Origin of the sequence: uncultured Nevskia sp. (genome assembly GCF_903885465.1) — a bacterium.
GTDB lineage: Bacteria > Pseudomonadota > Gammaproteobacteria > Nevskiales > Nevskiaceae > Nevskia.
Map to the genome: position 1 here is coordinate 1 of NZ_CAISIQ010000076.1, position 5,069 is coordinate 5,069.

Below are 5,069 nucleotides of genomic sequence, written 5' to 3' on the forward strand. Positions count from 1 at the left end.
CCCACGTCGCCAATGGCGACATGGTCACCCTGACCCTGATCCAGGGTGTGCTCAACACCTTCGTGATCTTCCTGTCGCGGGTCATCGGCTATGCGGTGGATTCGGCGCTTAAGCGCGACGATCGTGGCGGTCCAGGCATCGGCTACTACGTGACCTCGTTCGTCATGCAGATCGTGCTCGGCTTCGCGGCCTCGATCGTCGTCGCCTGGTTCTCGCGCCGCCGCGAGTTCGCCGCCGACGCTGGCGGCGCGCACTACGCCGGCAAGCGCAAGATGATCGCCGCGCTGCAGAAGCTTAAAGCCCAGCATGAACCGTCGACCTTGCCGCAGGGCATGCAGGCGTTTGGCATTGCCAGCGAGGTGAAGAGCTTGTTCATGACGCATCCCCCGCTCGAAGAGCGCATTGCTCGACTTCAGGCATCGGCCTGATGCGGGGGATGCTGTTCCCGATCGCCTTGCGACCGATCCCCGGGTAAAGCGTTCGGGAGCCCTCGGTCGGTGGCGATCGTGAGCACCCGCCTTGGGAAGGTTTGCGACAAAAGAGGTGACCCGCGGGTCGCCTTTTCGTTGCGCGCTGCTCAGCGCTTCACCCCTAGATCCTCGCCGAGCATCACCACCTCGGGCTCCTGTACGTGGTAGCCCTGGATGAAGTGGATGCCCATCTGCCAGAGCTTGGCCATCATGTCGGCGCGCTCGACATGGCTGACGATGGTTTTCATCCGGTGCTGCTTCGCGGCTTCGATCAATTCCCCGAGCCGTTTCTGGACTTCGCGATCGGTGAACGACTGCGTGTACGAGGCGTGGAACTTCAGGAACTGGGCCGGGATGTAGTCGAGCATCTGCCGGGAGTTGCTGCCGACGCCGAAGTGCTCGATGGCGACACCGGCACCAAGTTCGACCAGTTCGCGGGTCAGCGCGCGCGCCTTGCGGATGTGGTTCTGCAGCACCAGCTCCTGGGCCTGGAACACCACTTCGCTAGCCTTGAGGCGCCGCCCATCGAGCAGGCCGCGCAGCCAGAGGATGAAGGCTTCGGCATCGCGCACTGTGTCTTCGGACAGCTTGATGAACAGCGTGGCTGCGTCACGGGTGCCGCGACGGCGCTGGACGATATCGAGCGCTGTGGCGATCACCCAGCGATCGACCGAGCGCATCAGATTGAATTTCTGGGCGGCCGGCAGGAACTCCGAGGCGCGCCATTCATGGCCGTCTTCGTCGACCATGCGCACCTGCAGATCGAAGTGGGTATGACGGCCGCCTTCGAGGCTGGCGATCGACTGGAATGCCAGCCGCATGCGGTCTTCGGCGAGCGCGCGGCGGGTCAGGCCGGCGATGCGCGCATCTTCAAGTTCGTTCTGCACCGAAGGGGCAACCAAGCCGACGCCGATCACCGTGTTGCCGCCCTTCAGCGAGGCGGCGCGTGCTTCGCTGACCAGCTTGAGGAGCATCGCGTCGAGCGTGTCGGCGGTGCCGGTCTGGAACCAGGCGAGCGTGACCGAGATCTGCACCTCCTGGTCTCGGACCGTGAAGATTTCCTCGTGCAGCTCGCGGCGCAGGGTTTCTGCGAATCGTTCGATGCCGGCGGCGTCCGCGCGCTGCAGAATCAGGCCGATTTCGTCGATCGACAAGGCGTAGCGCGCATCGTCCGACATCAGTCGTGTACTGATCGCCGCCGAGACCAGTCCTGCCAGTGTTTCGGCTTCGACGAAACCGATGCGCTCCTCGATACCGGCCAAGCCGTCGATGTGCAGCAGCAGCGCGGCGCATACGCGACCCTGTGCAGGCGACGATGCAGCAAGCGCCGCGCGGAATGCGGCCCGGGACGAGGCGGGCTCGCGCGGCAGATTCATGACCGTGGCGGGATGAGCCGGGCCGTTACCACGGCAGCTGGGTCTTGGCCGGCTCGCCGGCGATTTCGCGGACCAGGCGCGGCACCAGATAGCCGGGCAAGCGTGCTGCCAGCTCCCGCATGATCGTCTGTGCTGTCAGTTCACTCACGTCGAAATGTGCGGCGCCTGCCACCCGGTCGAGAACGAACAGATAGTAGGGAAGCACGCCGGCGGCGAAGCAGCGCTCGGACAGGCGGGCCTGCGCATCCGTTGAATCGTTGACCTGGTGCAGCAATACGGCCTGATTCAACAGCGTGACGCCGGCCGCGCGCAGCCGTGTGCAGGCTTCGATCACCGCCTCGTCAATCTCGTTGGCGTGGTTGATGTGCAGCACCACGACCTTCTGCAGCCGGCTCGCCGACAGCCAGCCGAGCAGACGTTCGTCGACCCGCTCCGGCAGCACCACCGGCAGCCGCGTGTGCAGTCGCAGCCGTTTGATCCACGGCCGTTCGGCCAGCGCTGCGGCGAACTCGGCGAGCTTGTCATCCGACAGCGCCAGCGGATCGCCACCGGAGAGGATCACTTCCTCGATGCTCGGGTCAGCGTCGAGGCTGGCCAGCGTCGCGCGCCAATGGTTGCGGGACGCGAGCGCATCGCCGTACGGGAAATGCCGGCGGAAGCAATAACGGCAGTTCACCGCGCAGGCACCGGTGGCGATCGCCAGTGCCCGGCCCTGGTACTTGTGGATCAGTCCGCCATCTTTCAGCTTGGCCAGATCGCCGACCGCATCCGTCGTATAGCCGGGCACCTCATCGGCTTCGCGCGGTGATGGCCAGACCTGCCGGAACAGCGGGTCGTCGACATCGCCGCGAGCCATGCGAGCCGCGAAGCCGCGCGGCACCCGGATCGGAAATGCGCGCAGCAGTTCAGCGGCGAGCGCTGGATGCGCCGGATCGATGCCGAGGGCAGATAGCAGATCGGCCGGCCGAGTGATCGCGTCGGCGAGCAGCGTCTGCCACAGCGGGCGGATCGCGTTCGGTATTGGGGAAAGGCCGTCATCCATCGGGTCGATTGTCCGGGTTTGATCGGTGCGGTCAACGCACGGCCGATTTGCGCGGCGCGGGTTTCCTTCTGACCACCGGCTTGCCTTTCAGTGCCGTTGCCGCTTCGCCTGCCGCTGGCGTCTTCGCCTTGTAGCCGCAGAGATCGACGATCGAGCAGCGCCAGCATTCCGGCTGTCGCGCCTTGCAAACGTAGCGGCCGTGCAGGATCAGCCAGTGATGGGCGTTGAGCAGGAATTCCTTCGGCGTCACTTTTTCAAGCTTCGCAGCGACCTTGTCGGCAGTCTTCTCCGGCGCTAGGCCGGTGCGGTTGGCGATCCGGAAGATGTGGGTGTCGACGGCGATCGTCGGCACGCCGAAAGCGACGTTCAGCACCACGCTCGCGGTCTTCGAGCCGACGCCGGGCAGCGCCTCGAGTGCGGCGCGATCGTTGGGCACCACACCGCTATGGCGCGCCAGCAGCAGTTCGCACAACTTGATGACGTTCTTCGCCTTAGTTTGATAGAGACCGATGGTCTTGATGTAGTCGCGCAGCTTCGTCTCACCGAGCGCGAGGATCGCTTCCGGCGTGCTGGCGATCGGCCACAGCTTCGCCGTCGCCTTGTTGACGCTGACATCGGTGGCCTGCGCGGACAGCACCACGGCCACCAGCAGCTCGAAACTGTTGCGGTAGACCAACTCGCTGCGCGGGTCCGGATTGGCGGCGGCGAGGCGCCGGTACAGCTCGATGCGGTTTTCCAGTTTCATGGCGAATTCAGGGCTGGGTCTGCTGTCTGCGCAGCCGCGCGCGGGCGATCGCGGCGCCGATGTCGATCTCCTTCGCCTGCGCCGCCAGCACTTCGCCACGGCGCAGCCGGCGGGCTTCGTCGCGCTGCTCGCGCTCACGCGCCAAACGGACCTTGCGACGCTCGTGCAGATTGCGCCAGCGTTCAGTCATCGCTGCGGCCGGCGTCAATGCGGCTGGCCGCACCTCCAGCGAGATGCAGTCGACTGGGCACGGCGGCAGGCAGAGATCGCAGCCGGAGCAGTCCTCGTCGATCACCACGTGAAGGAACTTCGGCGCGCCGAGAATCGCGTCGACCGGACAGACCAGCACGCACTTGTAGCAGCCGATGCAGCGCGTTTCGTCGATCACCGCGATGGTCTGGATCAACGCATGATCCTTCGTCAGCGGAGCATCGTCCGGCCATACCGAAGCATCGGGCGCGAGTGGCGACAGCTCGAGCGCAGCGGCCAGCGCGGCGATCGTCGCCAGTCCGCCTGGCGGGCAGCGATTCAGCGTCGTGCTGCTGTTGGCCAGCGCTTCCGCATACGGCCGGCAGCCGTCGAAGCCGCAGCGGCGGCACTGCGTCTGCGGCAGCAATTCGTCGAGGCGGGAGGCCAGGTCTGCAGTCACTGAGCCGCTCATTTAAGCGATTCGAGATACATCCTGCGGGCCAACGTCGCGGCGGCGAGTGTCGCCGCGAGTTCGATCAGCAGCAGTCGCAACACCGGCCATGACGGCAGCACCAAGGCCAGCAGCGCATAGCCCAGCCCGGCGAGGAAAGCGCCGCCGAAGCACAGCGCGCACAAGGCCAGCATCGCGGTCAGCCGGGTCGGGCGGCCGAAGCTGCCGGCGATCAGGAACAACCCGGCGCCGGCTAGCATCGCGCCGATGATCGGGTTTGCGCGATCCGTGCCCCAGGCACTCAGGCCGAGGGCGATCAGCGCGGCACCGGTCGCGGTGCAGTACAGCTTCGCCGCGAACTTGAGGTCGAGATTCACTTCACCTTCATGCCCGGCTGCGCGCCATCATCCGGCGCCAGCAGGAATGGCCCGCCTTCATCACCGCTGGCCGCCAGCACCATGCCTTCGGACATGCCGAAGCGCATCTTGCGCGGCGCCAGATTGGCGACCATCACGGTCAGCCGGCCGACGAGTTTCTCTGGCGGATAAGCGCTCTTGATGCCGGCAAACACCTGCCGCTTGCCCAGCGCGCCGAGATCGAGCGTCAGCCGCAGCAGCTTGTCCGCGCCTTCGACGCTTTCGGCGTTTTCGATGCGGGCGATGCGCAGGTCGATTTTGGCGAAGTCTTCGATGCTGGCGTGTGCGGTGTCGCCGGCTGTGCTCGTTGTTGGAGCAGTCATCGCGGCCGGTGCCGGTTTCGCGGGTTTGGCTTTCGGGGCCTCTGCCGTCGTTGGCGC

The 5,069-nt window shown here is 65.9% G+C and carries 7 protein-coding genes; 1 reads left to right on the top strand and 6 read right to left on the bottom strand.

The features are described 5' to 3' along the window. Nucleotides 1–428 (top strand): M48 family metalloprotease (locus QZY06_RS02845; RefSeq protein ID WP_295679920.1); only part of this gene is annotated, 428 nt, incomplete at its 5' end. Nucleotides 429–577: 149 nt separating this feature from the next. Here QZY06_RS02845 and QZY06_RS02850 read toward each other — a convergent pair. From QZY06_RS02850 to metG, 6 genes are all read right to left on the bottom strand, one after another. Beyond that, the gene (locus QZY06_RS02850) at nucleotides 578–1,846 is read right to left on the bottom strand and encodes an EAL domain-containing protein (RefSeq protein ID WP_295679923.1); all 1,269 of its coding nucleotides are present in this window, start codon (nucleotides 1,844–1,846) and stop codon (nucleotides 578–580) included. A gap of 25 nt (nucleotides 1,847–1,871) precedes the next feature. Continuing rightward, nucleotides 1,872–2,888: an EF-P beta-lysylation protein EpmB gene (gene epmB / locus QZY06_RS02855; protein ID WP_295679925.1), complete on the bottom strand. Its 1,017-nt coding sequence runs from the start codon at nucleotides 2,886–2,888 to the stop codon at nucleotides 1,872–1,874. A 31-nt stretch (nucleotides 2,889–2,919) separates the two neighbouring features. Next, nucleotides 2,920–3,633, bottom strand: coding sequence for an endonuclease III (nth, locus tag QZY06_RS02860; RefSeq protein ID WP_295679929.1), 714 nt, complete (start codon nucleotides 3,631–3,633; stop codon nucleotides 2,920–2,922). A gap of 7 nt (nucleotides 3,634–3,640) precedes the next feature. Beyond that, a complete protein-coding gene (locus QZY06_RS02865; RefSeq protein WP_295679932.1) occupies nucleotides 3,641–4,282 on the bottom strand; it encodes an RnfABCDGE type electron transport complex subunit B in 642 nt (213 codons plus the stop codon). 8 nt (nucleotides 4,283–4,290) lie between these two features. Continuing rightward, nucleotides 4,291–4,650, bottom strand: coding sequence for a hypothetical protein (locus QZY06_RS02870; RefSeq protein WP_295679934.1), 360 nt, complete (start codon nucleotides 4,648–4,650; stop codon nucleotides 4,291–4,293). After that, the coding region (gene metG, locus QZY06_RS02875; RefSeq protein WP_295679937.1) for a methionine--tRNA ligase subunit beta at nucleotides 4,647–5,069 on the bottom strand (423 nt) is incomplete at its 5' end. The genes metG and QZY06_RS02870, both read right to left, overlap by 4 nt.